The organism is Rhizobium sp. CC1099 (assembly GCF_029714385.1).
Lineage (GTDB): Bacteria > Pseudomonadota > Alphaproteobacteria > Rhizobiales > Rhizobiaceae > Rhizobium.
Map to the genome: position 1 here is coordinate 2,317,933 of NZ_CP121642.1, position 23,210 is coordinate 2,341,142.

20 protein-coding genes and 5 pseudogenes are annotated in these 23,210 nt (G+C 59.8%); 15 read left to right on the forward strand and 10 right to left on the reverse strand.

The window, feature by feature from the left end:
* Positions 1 to 95: 95 nt before the first annotated feature.
* Both QA644_RS32415 and QA644_RS32420 read left to right on the forward strand, forming a co-directional pair.
* Positions 96 to 1,781 carry an adenylate/guanylate cyclase domain-containing protein gene (locus tag QA644_RS32415; protein ID WP_233450595.1) on the forward strand — a complete coding sequence of 562 codons (1,686 nt, stop codon included), beginning with the start codon at positions 96 to 98 and terminating at the stop codon, positions 1,779 to 1,781.
* A 330-nt stretch (positions 1,782 to 2,111) separates the two neighbouring features.
* Positions 2,112 to 2,567, forward strand: coding sequence for a helix-turn-helix domain-containing protein (locus tag QA644_RS32420; RefSeq protein WP_283074072.1), 456 nt, complete (start codon positions 2,112 to 2,114; stop codon positions 2,565 to 2,567).
* A 201-nt stretch (positions 2,568 to 2,768) separates the two neighbouring features.
* Here the strand turns inward: QA644_RS32420 and QA644_RS32425 are convergent, their stop codons facing one another.
* The 3 genes from QA644_RS32425 to QA644_RS32435 all read right to left on the reverse strand — a co-directional run bounded on the left by QA644_RS32425 (position 2,769) and on the right by QA644_RS32435 (position 7,133).
* Complete coding sequence (locus QA644_RS32425) at positions 2,769 to 3,401, reverse strand: tyrosine-type recombinase/integrase (protein ID WP_283073117.1); 633 nt, start codon at positions 3,399 to 3,401, stop codon at positions 2,769 to 2,771.
* A 320-nt stretch (positions 3,402 to 3,721) separates the two neighbouring features.
* Complete coding sequence (locus QA644_RS32430; RefSeq protein ID WP_283073118.1) at positions 3,722 to 6,373, reverse strand: hypothetical protein; 2,652 nt, start codon at positions 6,371 to 6,373, stop codon at positions 3,722 to 3,724.
* Between the two features lie 346 nt (positions 6,374 to 6,719).
* Positions 6,720 to 7,133 carry a hypothetical protein gene (locus QA644_RS32435; protein ID WP_283073119.1) on the reverse strand — a complete coding sequence of 138 codons (414 nt, stop codon included), beginning with the start codon at positions 7,131 to 7,133 and terminating at the stop codon, positions 6,720 to 6,722.
* Between QA644_RS32435 and QA644_RS32440 the strand changes: the two genes are divergently transcribed.
* Entirely contained in the window at positions 7,132 to 7,809 is a 678-nt protein-coding gene (locus tag QA644_RS32440; protein WP_283073120.1) for a hypothetical protein, read from the forward strand. The two genes, QA644_RS32435 and QA644_RS32440, sit on opposite strands and share 2 nt — an antisense overlap.
* 289 nt (positions 7,810 to 8,098) lie before the next feature.
* On the opposite strand, the gene QA644_RS32445 is transcribed toward QA644_RS32440, so the two are convergent.
* The 4 genes and pseudogenes from QA644_RS32445 to QA644_RS32460 form a co-directional block, all read right to left on the reverse strand.
* Positions 8,099 to 8,731, reverse strand: a complete 633-nt coding sequence (locus QA644_RS32445; RefSeq protein WP_283073121.1) for a class I SAM-dependent methyltransferase — start codon at positions 8,729 to 8,731, stop codon at positions 8,099 to 8,101.
* 101 nt (positions 8,732 to 8,832) lie between these two features.
* Entirely contained in the window at positions 8,833 to 9,246 is a 414-nt protein-coding gene (locus QA644_RS32450) for a nuclear transport factor 2 family protein (protein ID WP_072378902.1), read from the reverse strand.
* Positions 9,247 to 9,330: 84 nt separating this feature from the next.
* Positions 9,331 to 9,929, reverse strand: a pseudogene (locus tag QA644_RS32455) (NAD(P)-binding domain-containing protein).
* Between the two features lie 32 nt (positions 9,930 to 9,961).
* Positions 9,962 to 10,714: a glucose 1-dehydrogenase gene (locus QA644_RS32460; protein WP_283073122.1), complete on the reverse strand. Its 753-nt coding sequence runs from the start codon at positions 10,712 to 10,714 to the stop codon at positions 9,962 to 9,964.
* Between the two features lie 217 nt (positions 10,715 to 10,931).
* On the opposite strand from QA644_RS32460, the gene QA644_RS32465 reads away from it, so the two are divergent.
* Both QA644_RS32465 and QA644_RS32470 read left to right on the forward strand, forming a co-directional pair.
* The gene (locus QA644_RS32465; RefSeq protein ID WP_283074073.1) at positions 10,932 to 11,855 is read left to right on the forward strand and encodes a LysR family transcriptional regulator; all 924 of its coding nucleotides are present in this window, start codon (positions 10,932 to 10,934) and stop codon (positions 11,853 to 11,855) included.
* 236 nt (positions 11,856 to 12,091) lie between these two features.
* Positions 12,092 to 12,405: pseudogene (locus tag QA644_RS32470) on the forward strand (IS5/IS1182 family transposase); the annotation flags it as partial.
* A gap of 111 nt (positions 12,406 to 12,516) precedes the next feature.
* On the opposite strand, the gene QA644_RS32475 reads toward QA644_RS32470, so the two are convergent.
* Positions 12,517 to 13,413 (reverse strand): LysR family transcriptional regulator, encoded by an 897-nt coding sequence (locus tag QA644_RS32475; RefSeq protein WP_283073123.1) that lies wholly within the window; start codon positions 13,411 to 13,413, stop codon positions 12,517 to 12,519.
* Positions 13,414 to 13,542: 129 nt separating this feature from the next.
* Here QA644_RS32475 and QA644_RS32480 point away from each other — a divergent pair, with 129 nt between their 5' ends.
* The 9 genes and pseudogenes from QA644_RS32480 (at position 13,543) to QA644_RS32520 (ending at position 21,519) form a co-directional block, all read left to right on the forward strand.
* On the forward strand, positions 13,543 to 13,758 hold the full coding sequence (locus QA644_RS32480; RefSeq protein ID WP_283073124.1) for a hypothetical protein: 216 nt from the start codon (positions 13,543 to 13,545) through the stop codon (positions 13,756 to 13,758).
* 181 nt (positions 13,759 to 13,939) lie between these two features.
* Positions 13,940 to 15,293, forward strand: a pseudogene (locus tag QA644_RS32485) (epoxide hydrolase family protein).
* A gap of 77 nt (positions 15,294 to 15,370) precedes the next feature.
* The gene (locus QA644_RS32490; RefSeq protein ID WP_283073125.1) at positions 15,371 to 16,027 is read left to right on the forward strand and encodes a DUF6875 domain-containing protein; all 657 of its coding nucleotides are present in this window, start codon (positions 15,371 to 15,373) and stop codon (positions 16,025 to 16,027) included.
* Between the two features lie 101 nt (positions 16,028 to 16,128).
* Complete coding sequence (locus tag QA644_RS32495; protein ID WP_283073126.1) at positions 16,129 to 16,602, forward strand: DUF6130 family protein; 474 nt, start codon at positions 16,129 to 16,131, stop codon at positions 16,600 to 16,602.
* A 253-nt stretch (positions 16,603 to 16,855) separates the two neighbouring features.
* The gene (locus QA644_RS32500; protein ID WP_283073127.1) at positions 16,856 to 17,194 is read left to right on the forward strand and encodes a carboxymuconolactone decarboxylase family protein; all 339 of its coding nucleotides are present in this window, start codon (positions 16,856 to 16,858) and stop codon (positions 17,192 to 17,194) included.
* 19 nt (positions 17,195 to 17,213) lie between these two features.
* Positions 17,214 to 17,975 (forward strand): SDR family oxidoreductase, encoded by a 762-nt coding sequence (locus QA644_RS32505; protein ID WP_283073128.1) that lies wholly within the window; start codon positions 17,214 to 17,216, stop codon positions 17,973 to 17,975.
* 479 nt (positions 17,976 to 18,454) lie between these two features.
* Positions 18,455 to 19,198 carry an SDR family NAD(P)-dependent oxidoreductase gene (locus QA644_RS32510; RefSeq protein WP_283073129.1) on the forward strand — a complete coding sequence of 248 codons (744 nt, stop codon included), beginning with the start codon at positions 18,455 to 18,457 and terminating at the stop codon, positions 19,196 to 19,198.
* A complete protein-coding gene (locus tag QA644_RS32515) occupies positions 19,195 to 20,112 on the forward strand; it encodes an RNA polymerase sigma factor (protein WP_283073130.1) in 918 nt (305 codons plus the stop codon). The genes QA644_RS32510 and QA644_RS32515 overlap by 4 nt, the downstream gene beginning before the upstream one ends.
* A gap of 297 nt (positions 20,113 to 20,409) precedes the next feature.
* Positions 20,410 to 21,519, forward strand: a complete 1,110-nt coding sequence (locus tag QA644_RS32520) for a sulfite oxidase (RefSeq protein WP_283073131.1) — start codon at positions 20,410 to 20,412, stop codon at positions 21,517 to 21,519.
* A gap of 276 nt (positions 21,520 to 21,795) precedes the next feature.
* On the opposite strand, the pseudogene QA644_RS32525 reads toward QA644_RS32520, so the two are convergent.
* A pseudogene (locus QA644_RS32525) lies at positions 21,796 to 22,017 on the reverse strand (kinase); the annotation flags it as partial.
* A 126-nt stretch (positions 22,018 to 22,143) separates the two neighbouring features.
* On the opposite strand from QA644_RS32525, the gene QA644_RS32530 reads away from it, so the two are divergent.
* Positions 22,144 to 22,878 (forward strand): phosphotransferase, encoded by a 735-nt coding sequence (locus QA644_RS32530; RefSeq protein ID WP_283073132.1) that lies wholly within the window; start codon positions 22,144 to 22,146, stop codon positions 22,876 to 22,878.
* A 98-nt stretch (positions 22,879 to 22,976) separates the two neighbouring features.
* Here the strand turns inward: QA644_RS32530 and QA644_RS32535 are convergent.
* Positions 22,977 to 23,168: pseudogene (locus tag QA644_RS32535) on the reverse strand (tyrosine-type recombinase/integrase); the annotation flags it as partial.
* Positions 23,169 to 23,210 lie beyond the last annotated feature (42 nt).

The following is a 23,210-nucleotide window of genomic DNA, read 5'->3' on the forward strand; positions in this document are numbered from 1 at the left end:
AACTGGGAGAAAGGTACGAGTCCGTGGGCCAGCCCCAGGTGGAACGCAGACTGGCAGCTATTCTGGCTGCCGACGTCGTGGGCTTCAGTCGGCTGATGGGAGTCGATGAAGCCGGAACGGCGCGTGCGCTGCGGGGCCACCGCGAAGCCATCTCGCCGATTATCACAGACCACGGCGGTCGGATTGTAAAGACCATAGGCGACGGCGTGCTACTGGAGTTCCCCTCGGTCGTCGCGGCCGTCGCGTGCGCAGCGGCCATCCAGAAGTTGATGGCGGAGCGAAATGCGGTGGCACCCGCCGATCAACGGATGCTGTTCCGCATCGGAATCAATCTCGGCGACGTCCTGATCGAGGGCGATGACATTCTGGGAGACGGTGTCAACGTGGCGACCCGGCTTGAGGAGATTTCCGAGGCCGGCGGAATCTGCATCTCCGAAGACGTATACCGACAGATCGATGGCAAGGTCGATATTAGTTTTGCCGATATGGGCTTGCACCACCTTAAGAATATCGCGCGCCCGCTGAGGACCTTCCGAGCGCACCTCGAGCAGATCATCCCGTTGCGGGCGCCTGGACCCGCGTTACCGGACCGGCCATCGATCGCAGTACTGCCGTTTGGGAACATGAGCAGCGATCCAGCACAGGACTATTTTGGCGACGGCATCGTCGAAGAGATTATCATCGGGCTGTCGCGCATTCGCTGGCTCTTCGTTATCGCCCGCAATTCCAGCTTCACGTACAAGGGGCGCGCTGTCGACGTGAAGCAGGTCGGGCGCGAATTAGGCGTGCGCTACGTGCTGGAAGGCAGCGTGCGCAGGGCGGCCAATCGAGTGCGCATATCTGCCGAGCTTGTTGAGGCCACGACGGGCGTACATATATGGGCGGATCGCTTTGAAGGGGAACTGGAAGACATTTTCGAACTGCAGGACCGAGTAACCTCGAGCGTGGTCGGCGCCATCGGACCGAAGCTCGAGCAGGCTGAGATCAAGCGGGCCAAGCACAAGCCTACCGAGAACCTCGACGCCTACGATTACTTCCTTCGGGGCTTGGCAGCCTTGCATTGCTGGAGCCGAGAAACCAACAATGAGGCTCTGCGGCTCTTTTACCGCGCCATCGAACTCGATCCGGAATTTGCTGCGGCTTACGGCATGGCGGCGCGCTGCTATTCTCAGCGGAAGGCAAGTGGTTGGATGGTCGATCACGCGCAGGAGGCTGCCGAAACCGAGCGGCTGGCCCGGCATGCAGCGGCCCTGGGCAAGGATGATGCGGTGGCGCTCTGCACCGCTGGAATCGCCTTCGCGTATGTTCTTGGCGCACACGATTATGGCGCAGATTTATTGCAACGTGCTCTTGGGCTCAATCCCAATTTGGCCTCAGCATGGCTGTTCAGCGGGTGGGCCAGGATTTGGCTTGGCGAACCGGAGGGGGCAATCGATCATCTCACGCGGGCCATGCGGCTGAACCCACAAGACCCCCAGATTTGTAATGCGCAAGCCGCAATGGCCGCCGCCTACTTCTTTGCTGGCCAATACGCGGATGCGTCATCATGGGCGCACGCGGCCATTCGTGAGCAGCCGGTCCACTTCATCGCAACCTGCGTCGCTGCAGCAAGCCACGCACTGGCTGGACAAGCTCCAGAGGCCACGGAGGCGATGACACGATTGCGTCAGCTTGATCCCGACTTCCGCCTCTCCAGCCTCAACGATTTCTTCCCGATCCGGCGACCGGACGACGCCGCACGATGGGCCGATGGTTTGCGAAACGCAGGCCTGCCACCGTGACGGCTCATTTCGCTATGCGAGAAACCTGACCGTAATTCGACGATGTCGCGGTCATGCCGGCGGGTAGGGCTGCGAGGACTTGTCGCTTTATCTTTAAAATGTAAGACTCGTTGGCCAATGATTTCAATTGGTTGCCGTGCCACTTAATTTGGGATTTAGCAGTTAATGTGAGATTTTGACTTGGCTTTTGGGAGATTCAGGCGATCGAGATAATCGATGGTGCCTTGGCAAATTGACGCATTTCCTGATGAAGTCGATGAAGCGCTTTGGGATGAAGCGTGCAAACGCGCAGACGGCATTCGGGAATTCCTGAAGCATCGAACTGGTCCGATGACCGCCGCAGACGTGAAACAACTTACAACTGAGCTCGACGTCAGCCGATCAACGGTTTACCGCCTTATCAAACTGTTTCGATCAGGTGGGACGGTCACCTCTCTAGTCGACCGTAAACGTGGCCGGCCTGAGGGCCACCGGGTACTGGATGCAAAGCGGGAAGAGATCGTCCGCGTTACCCTTAGCAAATACTACCTGACGCGAAACCGTCCGACAGTTTCGCAACTGATCCGGGATGTGCGGACGAATTGCATATCAGCCGGGCATCTAAATCGGCAACGACGAAATCGCATCGTTCGATCCCCGTCGCGTAAGTTAGTTCACTCGGGACGTCGGCGGCGGCCCAGTTCCAGGCGATTTGACGTTGACCCAAAAGACTCGGCAACGATCCCAGGTCGATGCCAAAGGGCGCCGAAATGTAGCAGCGGTGAAACCTGCGAGGGGGCTCTTTAAACATTGCTCACTCCCATCGCTGCAATTCACACAGTTCGTGGATGCTCGTCAATCTGGCCCAGGGGATCGGCAGCTCACAGTACAGCTAAAAAGCAGCCCGAATGGCCGAAATGAGGGCGCATGGCCGCTCAATCGAACTGCTAAAACCGGAAACATTTTCCCCAAGAGGCACGGCCCCGCTGGGTTCGGGGCCGCACTCTGTCAAATCTCTGTATGCTCTGCTAGTTCCAGCGCATCCTCGATGTCCACACCAAAGTACCTGGCCGTGTTCTCGATCTTGGTATGTCCGAGCAGAATCTGGATTGCACGAAGATTGCCCGTCGCTTTGTAGATCATCGCGGCCTTCGTGCGTCGAAGCGAGTGTGTGCCGTAGTCTTCGCGTCCTAGCCCAATTGCAGTTACCCACTCATCGACCAATCGGGCATACTGGCGAGTGCTGAGATGATCGGAATGATCGACTCGACTGGGAAAGGCGTAGTCGTCAATTGTTCCACCTCTCCGTTCAAGCCATGCAAGCAGACTTGCCCTGACGTCGGCCGTGATCTCAAACTGTACGGGACGACCGGTCTTTTGCTGGACGACCATGGCGCGGGTTCGAATTTCTTGACCTGTGACGAGGGTTCCGATTTTGACCTTAACAAGATCGCAGCCTCGGAGCTTACTGTCGATTGCTAGATCAAACAGCGCGCGATCTCTCATGCGCCCCTCCCGGTCGAGGAAGAAGCGGATCGCCCAAATCTGGCGCTGCTTCAGGGGTTTCTTGACGCCGACCTTTCGGCCGGCGTTCCATGCCGGTCGGCCCAGTGCGGCAGGATCGTATTGTGCAATACCCATTTGAGTTCTCCTTCGGCCATCATTGGCCTTCAAGAAAACGCATGATCTCAAGGATTCACGGGGCCGGATGCTGTCTGGCAGCTTGCAGATCGAGCAGGCGCAAAGCAGACGTTCGGGGTGGCTATCCGACTTGCAACGACGATCGGCAGGGTATTGTCGGTGAATGCTGGCCTATATAGCGAAGTGCGCGGTCGGGGCCGCGCCTCTGGCCCTCAGCCAAGCCTATCGGGCACCAGGATTGTGCTCAGAACCAACGCTTCGCAGACCTTGCGGTCGCTCGTCTTCCCGAGCGCGACCTACTGGCAAGACCTTTTCCATGCCTACCGAACAAACTGATAATCAATCCACACCTGGATTTCCGAAAGTCCGCTCAAATCCAGAGAGCTCGCTTCGATTTCGTGCGGCTCTATGGTGATCTCCCATTCTCCGCCCACGCCCCGACCCCAGATGGCCAATGACGTCGGGGCGTCGAGCGCTGGGTCGGTGTTCACGATCGGCCGGTCCAGCCGCGTGGTTTTCGCTCGGCGATTGATGGTTTGCGGCGCCAACTGCTGCACGTCTACCGTTCCATCCGGTCGACGCTGCTCATATTGTCCGCCGTGCCGCACCATGCACGAAATCTCTCCGCTTCGGTTGTCCGCTCCGACAAAGGAAACGAGCACGTTCTTGATCTTGGTTTCAAAGTGACTTTCGTCGAGGTCCGTCGCTTCGACCCTGAATCTGAAGCTGTGCGTATCACGAAGCGATGGTAATTCGAGCCCGTCCCCGTTGAAGGAGATCCTGTGGGTATCCCAGCTCGGCCTTGCGTCGAAGAAGGAAATATAGGCGAGCTTCATATTGATCGGGTTCAATATGTTGCCCCATGACCTCACCAACGCATTGGCGAGAGGCACTTCATCTATTTCGCCTTCATAAAAGGCCCTGCTGTCGTCCGGACTGATCATGCCGGCTTCGAGGAACACGTTCTGTTTATGATTTTCCAGCGTATAGATCTCGACCGATCTTTGTGCCCTGAATGCCAGGGTCTGCAATGACTGCGCTTTTGAAGCCGCTATGTCTATGGCGGCGAGGCCAACCTGCCGGATCGTGTGCCGCCTGTTCTCTAGGTCATCGATCAGTTGGTTCACCGAGGTGACGACGGCTTCGGCCCGCGCCAGCCTGGCGATTGCAGCCTCGAGGCGCTGCTGGGCCAGCGTCGCCCGGTTGCCGGCGAGCATCAGCTCGTGCGCCAGCTCGGTGCCCTGCTTGACCAGCGCCACATATTTGGAGCTGTCGGGGGCCGCCCCTGCTGCATTGAGGCTCTGCACCAGCTTGACGAAGCTGACGATGGATTTGCCGCCCTTGACCACGGCGTCGACATTCTTGCCGACTTTCTCATAGGCCTTCTTGACTTCATTGAGGTCCTCGTCCTTGACCTTGGCGCCATCGATCAGGGCCTTGACGATCGGCTCCGCATTGTCGCTCAGGGAATTTGTCAGCGCGACCAATGACGGTGCCAGCGCCACGACGCTCGCGCCGCCCGTCGGGATCGCGGCCGCAATGCTCACCACTGCCGCGCCGATTGAGGCGATCGTGCCGATGAGCCCGCCAAATGAAAAGCTCTTGGTCTGCATCACCGGGCGTGCGGTCTGGATTTCCGCGATCACCTTGTCCAGCCGCTGTTTGGCATAGGTGACTTCTTCGGCCGAATTCTTCTGTTCGGCCTTGGCGATATCGAGTTCGTCACTGCTGTTGTCGCGCGCTGCGGTGACTTCCGTGAGCTGCTGCGTCGCAAACTCGGTCATCGCCGCGATTCCCTGCGCGCTGGCGAGCGACGCTGTCCCCATGCTCAGGAAGTCCAGCACCAGCCGCCCGAAGCTGGTATAGGCATCAATGTAGTAGTCAAAGCGCGGCAGCAGGTCCATCTCGCGTGGCAGGCCCAGCGCGTTGTTGCCGCCGCCCTTCCACACCACCTCCTCGGTTCCCGCGGCAGGCTCGGGAAAGCCTACCATCTGCCTTTGCAGCCGCAGCGCCTCCGCATTGTCCGGCTGAAACTGCAGCGCAGCCGCAAGCTCTCCTGCAGCCAGCGTCAGATAGCCCGCCCGATGGGCCACGCGAGAATTATACTTGTGGTAGAAATAATTCCCGACAGCGATCCGGAACGGCGCCCAGTAGTTTGCGTAGACCCCGATATCGTTGCGAACGAGCGCCAGGAAATCGGCCTCGGAAACAACTGTGTAGGAGACAGCAGAAGCTGCACCCGAGGCCCCGTCCGCTCCGCTCGGAGCTTGTTCCTGGCCCAAAAACCCTCCCGGGCCGCCGGCACCCCCGCCGCCGCCCTCAGCGAGCAGGGTCGGAAATTCGTCCTCGATCATGCTCGTGAAGATGAGCGTGCCGGCATTTCCGCCTGCTCCGCCGTTTCCACCCATGCTGGGAGGGGTGCCCGGCGTGCCGGGAATGACCTCGCCCGGTATCCATTCCTCATGCGTGGTTTCCATCGGCCAGGGATCGGGCACCGTCACCCATCGTCCCTCAATAATGGTGTCGGGCACGCCTTCGGTGCCATCCGCCCCCACCCCGCCATCGGCGCCCCGGCCGCCGGACACGCTGATATAGGCGCCGGTCGATCGCTTGCATCGCACAATGACGGTGCCACCGTTTCCGCTGGGGAATGCGCCGCCGGCGTTTATCATTCTCCCATTGCCGTGATACTCGTCGGCGATGATGATCAGCGGCCTCGAGCCGATAATGAGGTCTACCTCATGGGTCACCACGCGACCGATTAGAAAAACCGGCCCGGCTCCCGCAAATTTTTCGTAGAATCCCCGGACATAGGCATTTATTACAATTTTATCACGTATATATGGATAATCGTACGCACCCATTTGACTCCTCCACCCCAGGCCAAACGCGAAGTCGATGCCGATTATATGCCATAGCAGAAATACCGCGGTAAGATGGCGTAGCATAAGTTCGATCGGCGCCTTCGACAATAGCGCCGATATCGAGTGATTACACTTCGGCACCGCAGGTCGAACGGCGGTATTGGCCCTACCGGCAAGCCGGCCTCTTCCTATAGTTTTAGGTTCCGCTTTGAGGGCAATCGAGATGTTTGTAGGCGTCTCGCCAATGTCTGCCTTCGAACGATGGCCAAGCTCAGCACTACGTCGACATGGGGGCGCGTTGCTGACTGGCACCTACCCTTGGGGGCCGTTCGCTGCCCGTCCGGTTCTGGCCGTGGAAATCGGTAACCTGCCGTTCCGCTGAGGACCTCTCTCACGATGTTCCACGATCTATCGCAGCTTCGCGCAAGAGGAATGGTGCCACCCGTGCGGCGTTTCATACCTGCGGGCTGACGGTACCGAGCCATTGCGCAATTGCCGAGGGGACCGAGCGCCCTGTATTCCTGAGATCGTACATGCACTCTTCCCCTACCTGTACACGGCAGACCGTGAAAGCCAGCCGCTCCTCACGACTGTTGTCAACGAACACCGTTGCATCGGCAATCGTTGAAGCTGCGCCAATGGCACGCTGGGTTTTCGGGAATCGGCGTATCAGACGCTCCGTCTCAACGTCATGCCCGTGTTCCGCGACACGTGTCTGAACGCGAAGGATAGAGAGTTCGACATTGGAGAGACCGACAAATAACAACAGAACAAAATAGCCGGCTGCCTGCATGTCGCGAATAAGCTCGAGCTTGGAATGGACGGTGCCATCCGCAAGCTCCTCCCAGTAAGAAAAAACCGTCTCCATGGCGAAGGGAACTTTTTTTAGATTGCATCGCGTGGCCGACGAAGGCCTGAACGCCGTCCTGCGCCACTTTCATCCAGCTTTGGTCGGTGTCTCTGAGAGACTGCGCCCATGGAACCAGAGCCCCGTCGCTGCCCGCCTCAGGCAGGATGGACAACATCATTCGGTCGGCATTTATGAGTGGGATTTGGAGCCTATCCGAAAGGACCTTCCGCCACATCGTCGACTTTCCCGAACCGTTATGGCCTGCAAGGATTATCGCAAGCGGCTTTCCTGTTATCCGCTGAGCGTGAAGAATCTGATCAATCGCTTCGTTCAGACGCCTCAATCAATGACCTCGAAAACGCCGTTTACCAAACGACCACGTTCGGTACGTCCGTCCAAGCGTCGTATGAACACGCCAGCTTCGTTTTCTGCAATCGAGAAGCGGGGGACGCCTTTCTTAGAGCGAAGGGACACGCCTGGCTTCGCCAGTTTGGCTGTTACTCTCGCAAGCGCTTCGGTGCTTTTTTTGACGTTCACCTGCACGAGCTCGGAACTAGGCTTTGCACCGGTAACAACGACACTACCGAACTTCACCTTGCTAGGACGCGAACTCCTAGAAGTACGCATTGTGAGTGTCGATGCGGCCCCGGTGGCTCGTTTTTTGGACGTCGTCTTTGCCATACAGGGAAGATAGCGATTCTTTGACCGCGTCGCCACCCTTTAATGCAAGAGAAATTCTCCTCTCCAAGCAGGCCGACGTGTCGGATTGATCCGTGCCCGGCGCTGCTCATGGGTGAGCACAACTGCCTGCATCGTGAGGCGCTCAACCTACCGGCGGAACCGGGGCCGACAGCGGACGATCCGGTTTCAACCAGCTTCTGCGGTAAGCTGTCGTTCCGAAACCAACCCACAATCGGTCATCGCACTTGTCAGAGCCGCCTTCCGTACGAGAGCCGACCTCATCGTTGGCGAATAGCTTAGTGTTAGATCTTCACGAACCGATAGGCGAAACGATCGGTCTGGCCCTTGATCGGGGGATCGAACACCTTGATCGAGTGCGGATCGTCGTTGTTCGCGAGCATTGTGCTTTTCGCATCCAGTACGAAGCCGGCCGCCTCCACCTCCTCGCGAACAGAGGCAGGGTCGATCCGATGCAGCGACTGGGCGTCGCCCGTGCCCGCCCCTGCAGCGGCGGCGTGGTCGACGATGACGTAGCACCCACCGGGCTTCAGCCGCTCGTAGACGGCTCGATTGAAGTCGGCCGCCGTCGCGCCCTTCTTCTGAATCAGCGCGGTGTGGAGATCGTGGTAGAACAGGTGCAGCCACAGCACATCCGCTGGTTGCGTGGCCTGCGGCATCGCGACGAGGTCCGCCGAGACGGCTTCGACGTTCTCTCGGCCCGGTTCCTTCGCGAGCGTCCGCATGCGGCCAACCGGATCGTTCTTGAAGTCGGCGACTTCGGCCGGCACGAAGCTGTAGACCCGCCCTTTGGGTCCCACGACGTCGGAGAACAGGCGCGTCCAATCACCGTCGCCTGGGTAGACGTCAATGACAGTGGAGCCCGCATCTACACGTGCGAACCGGATCAACTCGGATAGTTTGGATTGGTCGTACATCGGAATCTCCTTTACGGTTGGGCATTAGACGAGCGCGCGGCGTACAATGGGGCGATTTTCGGCTGATCTATCGTCTACCCCGAACCGATGGCCGAACAGTGCTATGCAGGCCCGGCCGCGCCCATCTGCGCGGCGCGCGCCAATGCTTGTGTGTCGACGTATTCCCGGATGTTGGTCAGTCTGCCGTCCCGGACGGTGATGGCGAAGATCCAGTCGTCCTCGAACGTCTTGTTCGTGGCTTTGATCCTTCCCCTCGCGAAGCCGAGCACGAGGACCCGGTCTCCTTGCGCCACGAACTCCCGGGGTTCCGTGGACGTTTCAATCGACTTGGATGCCGTCTCAAGCAAATCCTTTAGCCCCGCGTGTCCGCGGTGCGTTCCGGCCAGCGGCCAGTCTTTGCCGGGGATGATCCACTCGATGTCTTCGGCGACCAGTGCCAGCAGGCCATCCCTGTCGCCGCGGCCGATCGCGGCGAAGAAGTCCTTCACGGTCTGGATGTTCTTCTCAATGCTCATGGGAATTTCTCCATTTGGCACCGATCGCATCGTGCTCGATCCGATCCGTGCATCGTGGCCCTGCCGGTTGGCACGTCGTGTTCATCAGTCGAACTTGACCAGGTCCTTGAAGATCAGTTGACCCCAGCTATTTCCGCGCGCCTGGACCAGCAGCCCACCTTCCGACAGCCCGCCAAGTTTGATCGGCGCGAAACCGAGATTTTCCGCGAGCACACCAATCTCCGCTGCGGCGTCGTCATCGTCGCTCGCCAGGAACACGACCCTCCTGCCACCATGCACGGCCGGATCCTGATCAAGGACGGCAGCGACCAGATGGTTGAAGCCCTTGACTAGTTTTGCACCAGAGAATGCCTGTGCAACAAACTTGGAAGAAGGCTGTCCCCCCAGTTTTTCAGGAGGCACGCCGTAGGCGTTGGTCACATCGACGATGGTCTTCCCCTGCCAGCTGGCGAGCGCCTTCGCGACCTCTGGGTGCGACTCGAAACGGACAGCCAAAAAGATGATATCCGCCTTGAGGGCTTCTGCCAGTGTTTTGGGAATGATCGTGGGTCCGATCGCGGCCGATCGGATGCAAAGCTTTCTGGGTCGCGTGTGGTTGCAACGGATACTTTGATGCCGTTGCGGGCAAACGCCTTGGCCAATGCGTGGCCGATATTGCCGAATCCTATAATTGAATAGCTCATAATGCTTCTCCGATCTTGTTTTAACGCCGGGGTCAGACCTGCGCCATGCCTCCGTCGACGGCGAGATCCACGCCAGTGATGAAAGAACTTTCATCGGAGGCGAGGAACGTGACGGCAGCCGCGATTTCCCCTGGTTTGCCCCTGCGACCCATTGGGATCTGTGACGCAAACTGGGCGGCCGCTTGCTCGGCTTGCTCGGGGGTAAGGCCTGCCGTTGTCTCTAAGGCGGGGGTCTCGATTGGCCCGGGGCTCATCGCGTTCACGCGGATTTTGCGGTCTTTCAGCTCCAGTGTCCAAGCGCGCGCAAAGTTGCGCACAGCAGCCTTACTCGCGGCGTAGGTGCTAAACCCGGGAACCCCCAACACGTTCGACACTGAAGAGTTCAGGATAATCGAACCGCCGTCTTTGAAGAGAGGAAGGGCCTTCTGCACCGTAAAGAACAGACCCTTCACGTTCACATCGAAGGTCTGGTCAAAATGGGCCTCAGTAGCGACCGCGAGCGGTGCGATTGTCCCTGCGCCCGCGTTCGCGAAGAGAATGTCGATGTGACCATGTTTCTCTTTCACGACGGCATAGAGGTGGTCCAGATCTTCCAAGCGTGACACGTCGCCGACGACCGTCGTAACGTTTCTCGTAATGAAGGCTGCGGCCTCCTTCAGCTCTTTCTCTCTTCGCCCGGTGATCACGACGTGCGCACCTTCTTCCACGAAGCGCTTGGCTGTCGCTAACCCGATCCCGCTGCTTCCGCCCGTGATGACTGCGATTTTACCTTCGAGTGCTTTCATAATCTTTTGTCTTTCGCTGATTGGCTGTACGGAGAGGTTTCATCGAGATCCTCAAGATGGGTTCGCCGAAGTCAGGCGGTGAGTGCGGAATCGCGCACATCGGTGGTGCGAAAACGATCCAGCCGGACGATTGAACGCCGCGACATCGCGCCCACTACAGATCAGTGTGTTAGATATGGGTTTTGGAAGGCGCACCGCCGCGGTGCGGGATTTCACCATGATCGACTGGGATGACGTTCGCTACTTTCTTGCCGTCGCGCGCGGAGGCTCAGTGCGGGCCGCCGCCAAGCGCCTCGGCGTGAACCACGCGACCGTGCTGCGACGCATCGCTCAGCTCGAGGAAAGCTTGGGGGCGCAGATGTTCGAAAAGCTGCCTTCGGGCTACCGCCTGACGGCTGCGGGCGAGGAGGTTCTCGATCTCGCACACCAGATGGAAGCGTCGTCGCATTTGCTGGAGACGCGCGTCTTCGGTCGCGACCAGAGCGCGCGCGGGCTTTTGCGGGTGACGCTTCCACCGTTCCTCGCCACACACTTGCTCATGCCGGATCTCGCCGACTTCGCGCGTTTGCATCCGGACATCGAGATCGAAATCTTGACTACCGGCGAGGTGGCAAATCTGACCAACCGAGAGGCCGACGTCGCGGTCCGCATTGTCGCCGAACGCAAGACCCTGCCTCTCAATCTTCACGGCCTGAAGGGACCGCAGTTGTTCAGCGGCGTCTACATGTCTCGCGATCGACTAGCCGCGTTGAGTGCGGGCAAGCCTGATCCCATCCGGTGGATCGTCATAGACAATCATGGAATTCCGGACTGGGCGCGCGAGGCAGAAGTTCACACCACGGGAGCTCCGTTCAGGACTCCGGACGCCGAGACGCAGATCATCGCGGCGCAGCAAGGGATCGGGATGACGAAACTCCCGTGCTTCGTCGGAGATACCGACCCCCTGCTGGTGAGGGTGCCGGGCACCAACCTGCCCATGCATGGGACACTCTGGCTTCTCACGCAGGGGGAGACACGCAAGACCAAGCGCGTGCGGCTCTTCACGGAGTTCGTATCCCGCAGGCTCGCCGCGCACGCGCCGCTTCTCGCGGGGCTTTCTGTATCGCGCGAGGCGACGGTGCAGCCGTCGCCGGCCAGATGACCGATTGGCGGCTGTTAGGAGAAAAGAAACTTTGGCACGAATGACCGAAATGAAGGCGCTTTTCCGTTCGGCAAGATCGGGGCCGGGAACGGATGGGCAGGTTTCCGGCGCAGGATCGGCAAAAGAGGACGCTGATTCTCGCAGAGATTTAGGACAACGATGACCGGTGTTTGCGTGCATCCGTGAAGCAGACAAGGATACCGACCAGCATCGGCAGGGTGCTGCGCAGAAACGGTTGGCTGGTGCACGAGCAAGGCATCAAGCCGCCATTCCGGTCTTCGATAAGTCGGGCAGAACAGATGGCACATTCTCCCGCAAGGACTTTACTTGGGATCGGCAGAACGACGTTTACCGCTGCCCCGCAGACAAGGTGTTGACCACCAGCGGCACTATCGTCAACGACAACCAGCTTCCGTACCGCGCGAGCAAATACGATTGCGAGGTCTGCGAACTCAAAACGAGATGCTGCCCAAAAGAACAGGCACGGAAGGTTCCGCGATCAATCCATGAGGGGGCGCGGGGCATGGCACGCGATATCGCCAAAACGGACGCCTAGCCTTGCAGCACTTTCGATCAGTTTTTCCACGAGGAAGGCTTGTGTGCCCCAGATGGTTTGTCGAGGTCGAGTGCCAAATACGGGAGGACGAATGGTCTAAGCTGGTTACGAACCAAACCGTTCTCTGAGACGCGGGACCGAAAAGTCCAGAAAGGCGCGCAGTTTCAGTGGCACCTGGCGTTGGCTGGGATAGACGAAGCTGACCGGTATAGCGGAGGGTTCATACGCCTCCAGCAATGTGACGAGCGCGCCCGAGTTCACCAAGTCGTCGATCTGGTATGACAACACTCGGGCAATGCCGGCCCCGGCAGTTGCAGCGCTAACCGCCGCCTCGCCCGAGTTCACGACAAGCCGGGATGGGATTGGTATAATCTGCGGGGCTCCCACCGAATGGAAGTTCCAATTACTCCCAAGCACCAAATCGTCGTAAGTTACACAGTCGTGCGAGGACAGATCGGTTGGCGTCTTTGGCACACCTCGCATTTCCAAATAGCTCGGACTGGCGCACAGCACTTGGCGTATCGACGCAACGCGCGTGGAGATCATACTGCTGTCGGGCAGTTTGCCGACGCGCAGCGCGAGATCGACATTCTCCTCGAGCAAATTCACGTTCCGATAAGTCATCTGCACGCGCATGTGAATGTCCGGAAAGGCGCGCAGAAATTCCGCGACGACGGGCATGACATGGACGCGCCCCATGGCTGGCGACACGCTGATGGTCAGTTCCCCTCGGGGTGTCAGAAATTCGCCGGCGGCCACGCGCTCGGCTTCCGCGATGTCTTCCATGATCCGTCGGCATAAGGCGACGTAGCTGCGCCCGGCGTCGGTGAGCGCCAGCTTGCGGTTGCCACGCAGCAGCAAGCGGATTTTCAGGTGCTCCTCCAGCTCAGAGACCCGTCTGCTCACCGTCGTCAAGGGTAAGCGGAGCTGGCGACTGGCGGCGGAGAGGCTCCCCGTGTCTACTGCGGCAAGCAGAATGGTCATGGCTTCGAGACGGTCCATAGCCTTTCACCAGTGGAAGGATGCCTGCCAAGTTTACCGTCTAATCGTCGAAACTGGAACGGTCTATGTTCTTCGCGTCGGCTTCGAAAGCTCGGCAAATCCCAACGCTGCTCGAAAGGAGACAATGCAATGACCATGCTCATGCAGACGCTTGCCGCCGTCGGCACCGTGCTCGCCACCAGCGCCTTCGCCCACGCCGCTGTCCACAGCGCGAGAGAGTTCCGCGACGCTCCAACCTTCGTCGCGATTGGAGGCGGGTCCGCACGCACGCTGATCTGGGATTCTCCGCTCCCTCGATTCCCCAGGCGCTGGCCGAGGCCGCCCTCTGAGGCCAGCACCGAGTGAAGAAACGCGCTAATCGCACCCGTGTTAGGGGGCGGCACCCTCCAGGCATCACCGGTATTGGCATCTATCTATAACTGTCGATGACCTGCCCTGGCGGTGGCCGCCACTAGTCCAGCAACGCTCGCAACAACCGACATGCAGCACCCGGTCTTAGTGGATCGAAGTCCGGGGTGAAGACCCCATGAGAAAAGGAACCAACTCCATGCACAAGGAAATCATTGCTGCCGCTTTTGCGGTTCTGTCGTCTAGTGCCGTCTTTGCCCATGCCGAACACTTGTCCGCCGGGTCGCCGGATAACGGGACCGTCAACACCGCGCCGACCAGCAAGGCCGACGCAATCATCCCCTTCCGCGTCCACGTGCCGGACGCGGACCTTGCCGACCTGAAGCGGCGCCTCGCGGCGACCCGCTGGCCTGACAAGGAGACGGTGGCCGATCAGTCGCAGGGCGCACAGCTCGCAAAGCTCCAGGAACTCGTCCGCCACTGGGCCACGGATTACGATTGGCGGGAGGGGGAAGCCAAGCTCAACGCCCACCCGCAGTTCATGACGACCGTCGACGGCGTTGACATCCACTTCATCCACGTCCGCTCGCGCCACCCGAACGCGATGCCGCTGATCGTTACGCACGGTTGGCCCGGCTCGATCTTCGAGCAGATCAAGATCATCGGTCCGCTCACCGACCCAACCGCGTTCGGCGGCCGGGCCGAGGATGCCTTCGACGTGGTGATCCCGTCCCTTCCGGGCTACGGCTTCTCGTCTCGCCCCACCGAGACCGGATGGGGCGTGGAGCGCATCGGCAATGCCTGGGACGTGCTGATGAAGCGGCTGGGGTATACGCGCTACGTCGCCCAGGGCGGCGATTGGGGGGCGGGCGTGGTTGAAGCGATGGCGCGACAGGCGCCGAAGGGACTGCTCGGCATCCATACTAACCTGCCGGCGGTGTTTCCGCCGGATGCTGCCGAGGCGGTCGCTACCGGCGAGGCCGCTCCTGCGGACCTGACCTCCAAGGAGCGCGCGGAATTCGATGCCATGCAAGGGTTCATCAAGAATGGGGGGGTGGGGCTACCTGACGATGATGAGTGCGCGACCGCAGGCCGTCGGCTACGGCTTGACGGACTCGCCCGCCGGCCTCGCGGGATGGATGCTCGTACACGGCGGGTTCGGCAAATGGACGTATGGCAAGGATTCCGAACAGCGGCCGACGCCGGACGAAGTGCTGGACAACTTTTCGCTGCACTGGCTGACCAACACCATATCGTCTGGGGCGAGGCTCTACTGGGAGAATCGCGATCAGAACCTCATCAGTGCGGCCGCGCAAAAGACCAATGAGATCACGATCCCCGTGGCGATCACGACGTTCCCGGACGACGATCTTTTTCGAGCACCGGAGACATGGGCGCGCCGCGCCTTCCCCAGCTTGACCTATTTCCACGATGCCGAAAGAGGCGGCCACTTCCCCGCCTGGGAGGAACCGGTGATTTTCACCCGCGAACTCCGGGCGGCGTTCAAGCCGCTGCGTGAGGAACTTAATTGAGAGGGTGCGGGGCGGACGCTTGCCGCCCCGCACTCTCCGAGAAGCAGACCGAAACATAAAGACCAGAGGAGAATGCAATGACCACCAACCTCTTCCTCCCGGAGGATCTCGAGGACGTCAGCAGGACGCGGAAGCTCGCGGAACGCGATCTGAAAGCGCTTCACGCCGTTGCGGACTGGATCAAGACTTTCGTGGCCAGACCTCACAAGGATCTCGGCCGCGCTGGGCCTGTCTGTCCTTTCGTACCTCGGGCCTGGGAACGTGAAACACTTTGGCTCGCTCCTGAGCGGATCGCCGACCGGAGCGTGCTCGACGTTGTCCAACTCATAAAGGTTTATAGGAAACTGTTCCTGAACGCTCAACCTATTGGCGGCGAGGACGCGATCGACAAATCAATCGTCGTTGTATTCACCGATTTGTCGGCGGATCGAGCAAGTGATCTCTTTGACGGCGTCCTACAGCATCTCGGAGTACCGTCCTATGCAGAAGATGGACTGGTGCTCGGAGGGTTTTACGAAACCAATGAGGGGGCTGCGCTATACAACCCCAGCTTTCGACCGTTCACAGCGCCCGTGCCGTTTCTGCTGATCAGGCACACCGTCATCAGCGATTGGAAATTCTTTCTGGACAACGAGGAACTGCTCGATCTTTGGGCGCGTCGCCATGGAGAATCAGCGGTGCCGGCTCTCGCTGAGGAACTACGCGGCTTGCCGTGGCGCGCGAGGCGCGACTAGCCCGAAAGACGCATACGAGGGTCGGCCGGAAAATCGCTGCGGACCTCGCGGCGACCCGTTGGCTCAATAACGTCCTGTACTCATCAAAGAAAGGCAATGCCATGACTCTTATCAAGACGCTTGCCGCAGCCGCGGCCGCCACCGTGCTCGCCACTGGCGCCATCGCCCAGAGCGCGAAGGAGATCCGCGGCGCTTCACCCTATGTCGCCATTGAGAACGAGCCTGCGCCCAGGCTGATCGTGGATCCTCCGCTTCCCGAAGGCCTGGCACAAGGCGTCTTCTGGGCCCAGTACCGGGTCGAGAATTTGCACATAGCACCGGTGTTCGGGGCGGGTGCACTCCAGGTGTCTCCACGCGTCGGCCACCTGCACATCACCGTCGACGAACTGCCCTGGTGGTGGGCGGATGCGAGTGACAACAACACAGTCGACATAGCCGGACTGCCGCCGGGCGAGCACAAGGTGAAGATCGCATTGGTCGACGCTAACCATAACTTCGTCCCCGGACAGATGGTGATGGTGGCGTTCACCGTGCCCGACTCGGCACCAACGCAACACATTCACACTGCGGAATGACACCAGCGGCCCGGAAGCACGAACGCTAAGTACCCTTTGATCACGCAATTCTTGACCCGGAATTGCGTCTGGACGCGGACGGACCTCCTCCCGCCGTCCGCGTCCTCTCAAGGATCACGGCATCCAGATTAAGCAGTAACGCCGGCGTCCGAATGGCCGGCTATGGCTGACAAACACCACTGATGAACCGGCAACGCGAGGGCCGTCAAAGTCAACGTCAACGTTAGCAACTTAGGAGAGAAAGGAAGTTAATTTGCTCGACTGGAAGAAGAATATCCATGATGTGAACGGGCGGCTCAAGGAGCTAGCCTTGCGTACGCCCGATACCCTGCGGGGCGCTGCGCTCCTCGCCGGTGCCGGAGCGAAAACCAACCATCTCGATGCGAAAACCCGCCAACTGATCGCTTTGGCAGTCGCGGTGACGACGCGCTGCGACGGTTGCATTGCCTTTCATTCGGCCGAAGCCGTGAAACTCGGCGTAAGCGACGACGAGATTGCAGAAGCGCTCGGCGTGGCGATCAACCTCAACACCGGCGCGGCCATGGTCTACAGCAGCCATGTGCTGGACGCCGTCAGCACCCTCAAAGCCTAACCCAAGAAAGGAACATAGCATGGTTAACGGCAAGACAGCACTCATCACCGGCGGAACCTCGGGTATTGGTCTCGCGACTGCCAAGCTTCTGCACCACAACGGCGCGCGCATTGCGATTAGCGGCCGCGATCGGGACGCCCTTGAGCGGGCGCGGGAGACCATCGGGGAGAATGTCCTACTACTGCAGGCAGATGTGCTTTCCCGAGACGCCTTGCAGAAGATGGCCACTGACGTTCAACAGGCCTTCGGCGCACTCGACGTCTTGTTTGCAAACGCGGGCGTCGCTTATGTAACGCCTCTGTCCACCACCGACGAAGCTCAATACGACCGTCTCATGGATACGAACGTCAAGTCCGTGTTCTTTTCCATCCAAGCGGTGGAGCCTATCATGAAGGAGGGGGGCTCGATCATCCTGAATACAGCCTGGCTCAACCATGTCGGCGTGCCTGGTCGAGCGATGCTTTCAGCATCGAAGGCGGCTGTGCGATCCCTCGCCCGCACGCTGTCGGCGGAACTGCTCAACCGGCGCATCCGCGTCAACGCAGTCAGTCCGGGCCTCATAGAGACGCCCATTCTTCGCGGCGTGGGCCAATCGGAGCATCCTGGGCAGACCGAAGAGGAATTTCGTCACTACCTCGCTGGCGCAAGTAGATTGATTCCGATCGGGCGGCTTGGACAGCCTGAAGAAATCGCCGCCGCCGTGCTGTTCCTTGCCAGCGACGCATCCAGCTATATGCTCGGTTCCGAATTGGTCGTCGACGGTGGGTTCGGCGAACTTTGAATGCAACTGCAGCCGGGGGCTTTGCCCCCGGATTTTTTCTCAGGTCAAATTCTTGCCAGCGACGTTGCTGATGGCCATTGTGACCAAATCCTTCCAAAGAGTTCGTCGCCCCAAATGGTGGCCAACGCAATGCAAGCCTCTGCTGCATCAATCGCTACGATGTCCGCTTTGAAGCTGTAGCGCGTGACCGCTGAACGGCTGATTGGAAGGCGCGAAGTTACCGTTCTCTTATCAAGTTCACTGAAGCGGCGCAGAGTGGCTTCGCTTTTTCCGTCCCGAACGTCCGCATGGTTGAGGAATTGGCATTTCACATTTGCAACTGGAGCCAGCACAGACCGAAATCTGTCTGAGTTGAGTCGCGCCCAATCAAGCTTTTCATTGTCCCCGCCCAAGCGCGAAAATGATGACTCTTTTCAGCTCATTCGAACGTCCTTGTCGCGACTGCCTTTGCGCGGTTTGGATCGAATGAGGAAAAGAACATGGATTTGGATGGAAAACGAATAGTCGTCGTCGGTGGTAGCCGCGGGTTGGGCTTCGGAATGGCCGAGGCGTTTGTGGCGCGCGCAGCTAAAGTGACCGTCGTGGCTCGCGACGCGACGACTTTGCAAGCGCTGGGCGAGCAACTAGCCGTCACGACTGTGTCTGCTGAGGCGACCAGTGCCGACGCCGCGAAGCGGATCATGTCAGAGACACGACCTGATGTCGTCATCATGAATGCTGGCGCGGAACCGCCCATGGAACGTATCGACCGAGTTGGCTGGGAGGCGTTCACGACCAACTGGAACGTCGATGTGAAGGCCGCCCTGCATTGGGTCCAGGCCGCTCTGACGTTGCCGATGGCGTCGGGCGGGCTGGTCGTTCTCGTTTCCAGCGGAGCCGCGGTGCAGGGCTCGCCGCTATCGGGAGGCTATGCAGGAGCAAAACGGGCGCAGTGGTTCATTGCAAAATATGCTGAGGGCTTGTCGACCCAGCTCGGCCTGGGCCTGCGTTTCCGGGTCATTGTTCCCCGGCAGATGTTCGCAGGAACCGGCGTGGGCAACGCCGGAATCTCCGGCTATGCTGCGGCGGCGGGCCGGACATTCGCCGAACAGGCCGCTACCTGGCCGGACATGACACCGCGTGGCTTTGGCGATACGGTAGCCGAACTGATCGGCAAGACGGCGCTAGAAGAGGCTATGATCTATGCCGTGCGTGGAGATACGGGTGTGACGGTCATCGAATGATGGATGAAGCTGCCCTCGAAGCAGAAGCGAAGAACACACTGTACGCGGCGCTGGCCAAGGAGGCGGATGCAGTTCGCCCGGAACTGCACCGCTATGCCGCCCGATTGGTCGGCTCGGTGATCGACGGCGAGGACGTGATACAGGACGCGTTAGTCAGTGCGTTCGCGATGGTCGGCTCGATCTCGTCCGGCACGCCGCTGCGACCTTGGCTGTTTCGCATTGTTCACAATCGCGCCATTGATGCGCTGCGCCAGCGAAGTACCCGTCGGTCGGAGCCGCTGGAGACGGCCTTTGATCTAGCTGATGTCAGTGCTGTTGATCCAGAGGATGCACTGATCCGGCAGGACACGGTGCGGATCGCCTTGGCTCACTTTGCTAAATTGCCGGTGCCGCAGCGTAGCGCGGTGATCCTCAAGGATGTGCTGGGAGAGTCCATCGCAGACATCGCCGCGCTATTAGGCCTGAGTATCGATGCTGTCAAAGCCCATCTCTCACGTGGTCGGGCAGGATTGCGATCCATCTCCGAGTCAGAGTCCGAAGTTCCGTTGCCCCCAAGTGCCGAGGTTCTGAATTTCGCAGCGCTCTTCAACGCGAGGGACTGGACCGCCCTGCGCAGGCTGCTTGCCGAGGATGTTCGGCTTCGTCAGGCACGACGGCCGCAGGTCTCCGGTGCGGCGAACGTTGGCCGATTCTTTTCCTATTATGCGGACTATCCGCGGGTTTGGATCGAACCGGCTTGTCTGGAGGGCAGGGAAATACTGCTGGTCTCGGCTGCGCCGTCCGCTGCTCCTGCTTACTTCATGCTGCTTGAATGGAGGGACCAAAAGATAACACTGATCCGCGACCATCGATATGCGACCTACGTCATGGAGGGCGCGGCTGTGACGCGGGCCGCATCGCAACGCGAATATTAGGCCTGGCGCTCACACGGCTCGTGTTGGCGCACAGATGTCGTTGCGTCAAACCAATGCGATGGCCGCTTTCGGTCCGAGGCAACAACTGCCTTTATGACCGACAAGAGAAGGCGCAATGCAGTCAAGACCGCCGTCGGCCCCTTTGCTGCCGTTCGAGGTCGATCCGAGGAACGTGCGGTATGTGCTAGAATGCGGCCCGAAGGCGGAATGCGACAGACGCACTGCGAGGGGCTGATCGTACCGGAATTCGCGCGACCGAGAGCCGACGTTGTGCTCTTGAAAGGGGAGACGAGGACGATGCCGACACCACAGCAACCCAGTCTAATAGTTCGACAGAAATCCCCACAGAACATCGAGTTTCCGTTTGCGTCGCTCTCCGATTGGCTGATCCCAACCGAGCTGTTCTTCGTGCGAAACCATTTCCCGTCGCCGGACCTCGATGCGCGAGACTGGAGATTGCGCGTTGGCGGGACGGTGGAGCGGCCGATCGAACTTGACCTCGACAGCATCAAGGCGATGCGGAGCACGACTTTCACCGCCGTCGTCGAATGTGCAGGGAACGGGCGCGTCTACTATGTGCCGCCGAAGGAGGGGTTGCAGTGGCAGAACGGAGCCGTCGGCAATGCCGCGTGGACAGGTGTTCTTCTGCGCGAGATTTTGGAAATGGCGGGCGTTAAGCGAACCGCACGTGAGGTTCTGCTCGCAGGCGCCGACAGCGGCGTCGTCGACACAAACAAGAAAACGGCTTCTCCCGGCCCCATCGCTTTTGCGCGCAGTTTACCGCTTGAGAAGGCCATCGTTGACAGCACGATCCTTGCCTATTCGATGAACGAGGAGCCGTTGACGCGCGATCACGGCTACCCGCTACGCGCGGTCGTGGGTGGCTGGTTCGGCATGGCTTGGGTCAAGTGGATCACGCATATCACGGTTGTGGAGCAACCGTTCCTTGGCTACTGGCAGGCGCGCGACTATTTCCGTTGGGAGCGCAGCCTCGGGGAACCCAGGCTGGTCCCCCTTGCGGAGATGGAGGTCAAAGCGCAGATCGCGCGTCCCGTACAGGGGGCGCATCTCATCGCCGGCCAACCGTACCGGATTTTCGGAGCCGCCTGGAGCGGAGAGGCTGCTATCCGGCAGGTGCAGGTCTGCACCGGAGATGGCAGGGGCTGGCGCGAGGGAAGGCTCCTCGAAACAGAACGTCCCTTTGCATGGCGCTTGTGGGAGTACATGTGGACCCCTGAAGAAGTGGGGCGATATATACTGCGATGTCGCGCGATCGATGGGGCGGGGTGCGTGCAGCCCGACCTCCAGCGTTCCGACTGCGAGAGCTACGCGGCCAATTGGATCGTTCCGGTGGAGGTTACGGTCGTTCCCGAGCCACAGACGTACGAGGAGGAATTCGTGATCTAATCACCCGCATGGGGCGGAATGGCGGCTTTTGGCGCAACTGCGACCCGCGTTGTCACTGCGTCATGTCCGCTTTGCAGCAACAGCGACGGGTGGCTCGATGACCATTATGAGGCGCAAAGCAGTCTGCCCCGTTGCGACCCCAAAGCAGACCTTCGCAGCATGAGCACGACGGCCAGAAAGCTGCTATAAATAATTGCGCTGTCATCTTACGAGAAATGAACGAGCTGGTCCGGACCCGCCTACCGCAGACTGAGAATACCCTGGCGTTGTGGCGTTTCATGTAAGGGCGGTGATGGCTGGATGGATTTGTCGATCGTAAAGCGCCAACTCCTCGGCGGTTGGCGGCTCGAACAGCTTCGACCACCTAAGCAGGTCCGCCCGCGAGATGTCGAACGTGCCGACTGGAAACTCGGCGTTTCGCCGGGAGACCCGGTCCCAAAGCTCATCAAAGGGAACGTCGAGGAAGCAGAGGACGACGCGGGCACCAGTTGCGCGAGCTGCCGTTCGATCCGCGACTAATGCGCACAAGCTTAACAGCGTCATCGTAGCCGAGCTGATCCACGTTGTCCCGATCCTGCGCTTGGTTTACTCAAGTCTCAATAGGGTTGATCAAGGATGCCGCGAGTGGGATGGGAAGCACTAGAGCTGTGGGGCAAAGATGCGGCTCGCATCGAACGGCTCGCTGGCGGGGTTGCCAATGACGTCTGGAGCGTGCACGTCCACGGGCAACTTGCAGTCGGTCGTCTGGGTACCAGGAGCGACGCTGATCTGGCGTGGGAGGTTGAGCTCCTCCGGCACCTTGACCGCGAAGGTCTGAGCGTGCCGGTGCCGATCCCGGCGGACGACGGCCGGCTATTCGCGGATGGCCTGATGGTAATGAAATACATGCATGGCGGACCACCCGAGACCGAGGGCGACTGGCGTCGCGTAGCCGAGACCCTCCGCGAACTGCATCGTTTGACGCAAGGCTGGCCGCAGCGCCCAGGGTGGCGATCCTCGACGGACCTCCTGCATGCCGAGAAGGGGACGAGGATCGACCTTGCCGCGATGCCGCCAGATGGCGTCGCTCGATGCCGCGCGGCGTGGGCACGGCTTATCGGACGTGAGACAAGCGTCGTCCACGGCAATCCCAACAACCCTGCCAACATCCGCATGACCACGGACCGCGTCGCACTGATCGACTGGGATGAGTCGCATGTCGACGTCCCCGACCTTGACCTCGTCTTGCCCCACAATGCTGCCGATCTGGAAGCCGGGGCGTATGACATCGCCGCGCAAGCATCGGCCGCATGGGAAGCCGCCGTCTGTTGGGATGACGTATACGCGAAACAGCGACTTGCCGAAGTTCGAGCGGTCTAAGCGACGGCTCCTGGCGCATAGCCGCTCAATCGAACTGCTAAAACCGGAAACATTTTCCCCAAGAGACACGGCCCCGCTGGGTTCGGGGCCGCACTCTGTCAAATCTCTGTATGCTCTGCTAGTTCCAGCGCATCCTCGATGTCCACACCAAAGTACCTGACCGTGTTCTCGATCTTGGTATGTCCGAGCAGAATCTGGATTGCACGAAGATTGCCCGTCGCTTTGTAGATCATCGCGGCCTTCGTGCGTCGAAGCGAGTGTGTGCCGTAGTCTTCGCGTCCTAGCCCAAGATCGTGTCCCGGCACGTGGTGTAGGTTTTGAGGAGTAAGGTG